Annotated in this window: 1 protein-coding gene; it reads right to left on the reverse strand. The window is 67.6% G+C overall.

Going from position 1 to position 2,208, the window contains the following annotated elements; all coding sequences use genetic code 11:
- Positions 1-2,156 (reverse strand): type I polyketide synthase (locus tag NP3_RS51275; RefSeq protein ID WP_218025088.1); only part of this gene is annotated, 2,156 nt, incomplete at its 3' end.
- Between the last annotated feature and the right edge of the window lie 52 nt (positions 2,157-2,208).

The raw sequence follows: 2,208 nt of genomic DNA on the forward strand, positions 1-2,208 counted from the left end.
ACCAGAGTTTCCGGGGTCGCCATCACCGTCACGCCACCGGCCAACGCCAGATCGCACTCCCCCGACCGCAGCGACTGCGCCGCCAAATGCATTGTCACCAAAGACGATGAGCACGCCGTATCCACCGACACGGCCGGGCCCTCCAACCCGAGGGTGTAGGCGATGCGACCGGACACCAGGCTGCCTGCGGCGCTGTTACCGGTCCCCTGGGCGTAGTCGTGGTACATCACGCCGGTGAAGACACCGGTCGAACTACCGCGCAGCACCGCCGGATCCACACCTGCGCGCTCCAACGCCTCCCATGTGGTTTCCAGCAGTTGCCGCTGCTGCGGATCGGTCATCACGGCTTCGTTGGGACCGATCCCGAAGAAGTCCGCGTCGAAATCGGCAGCCGTGTGCAGGAATCCGCCCTCTCGGGTGTAGGACCTGCCCGCGCGGCCGGGTTCCGGATCGTAGATGCCGTTGAGGTCCCAGCCGCGGTCGACCGGGAAGGTCGATACCGCGTCCCGGCCGGTGTGCACGAGTTCCCAGAGATCTTCCGGGGACCTCACCCCTCCGGGGTAACGGCAGGCCATGCCGACCACGGCGATCGGGTCGCCGTCGACCGCCCGGACGGCGGTAACCTCGACATCGCGGCTGGTCCCGGCGAACTCGTCGGCCAGATACCGCGCCAAAGCCTGCGGCGTGGGGTAGTCGAACACCAAGGTCGCGGGCAATGAGAGACCGGTGGCCGCCTTCAGCGCATTTCGGAATTCGACAGCGGTGATCGAATCGAAACCCAGCTCGTTGAAGGCCCGGTCCGCTGCCACCGCGTTCGTGTTCTCGTGGCCGAGGACGGTGGCGATCTGACCGCGCACGATCTCCAGCAGCACATCGAAACGCTCGCTGACGGGAGTGCTCGACAGCCGAGCACGCAGCGCGGCGGACGCGCCCGAGACTGCTCTGCGGCGCTGTGGGATCAGTGCGGAAAACAGTGCGGGCGCGGTGAATCCCGCAGAGCGCATGGCATCGAGATCCACCCGGGCGAGGACGAGGGCCGCCGTGTCCATTCCCGTCGCGGCGTCGAACAGGGCGAGACCCTGGTCCGCCGACAGCGGCAGCAGGCCCGACCGGGACATCCGGCGCCGGTCGACGTCGCTGAGCTCCGCGGCCATACCCCCGTCCGTGCTCCACAGACCCCAGGCCAGAGATATACCGGGCAGCCCGGCTGCCCTACGGTGCGCGGCCAGCGCGTCGAGGCAGGCGTTGGCCGCGGCGTAGTTGCCCTGGCCGGGGCTACCGAACGCACCGGCGACCGAGCTGAACAGCACGAACGCCTTCAACGGCAGGTCGGCGGTCAGCTCGTGCAGATGTAGCGCGGCGTCGACCTTCGGGGCCAGCACCGCGTCCAACCGCTGCGGACTCAGCGACGCGATCGCACCGTCGTCGAGCACACCGGCGAGGTGGAAGACGCCCGTAAGCGGTTGTGCGGCAGGAACACTGGCCAGCACCTCGGCCAGCGCGCCGCGGTCGGCGACATCGCATGCAATGAACTCGACCTCGGCACCGAGCTGCTGCAACTCTTCCCGCAATGCCGTTGCGCCGGGGCCGGATTCACCGCGTCGGCTGAGCAACAACAGATGGCGTGCGCCATGGGTTTTCACCAGGTGCCGCGCGAACAGCCCACCGAGGTAGCCGCTGGCACCGGTGATCAGAACCGTGTCGCCCGGATCGAAGGAACCGGGCGCCGGAGCGGTGGTCGAGACGACTCGCCCGAGTCGTGCTCTGTACACCTGCCCATCACGCACCGCCACCTGCGGTTCCTCTGACGCCAGAATCCCGCCCAGCAGACCGTCGAGCTCGGAGTCGGTGTCCACCAACATGATCCGACCGACGCCCTCGGCCTGTGCGGCCCGAACGAGGCCGCCGACAGCGGCACCGGCCAGATTCGAAATATCCTCCCCGGCAACCGATACCGCACCACCAGTCCGAACCACCAGCACCGAATCACCCAACCGAGGCTCGGCAAACCAGGACTGCAGCACCTGCAACACACCATGAGTAGCGGCACGAACCGTGGCAGGATCATTACCCGCCGGGCAGTCCAGCAACACCACCTGCGGGACCTGCTCACCGAGATCCGCCCACGCCACAGGGGTGACCTCGTTCTCGGACACCGTGATCGATGTCCAGCCGACATCAAAGACTGCGGTGCGCGTAATGGGTGTG

The sequence above is a fragment of the Nocardia pseudovaccinii NBRC 100343 genome (assembly GCF_001613225.1).
GTDB lineage: Bacteria > Actinomycetota > Actinomycetes > Mycobacteriales > Mycobacteriaceae > Nocardia > Nocardia pseudovaccinii.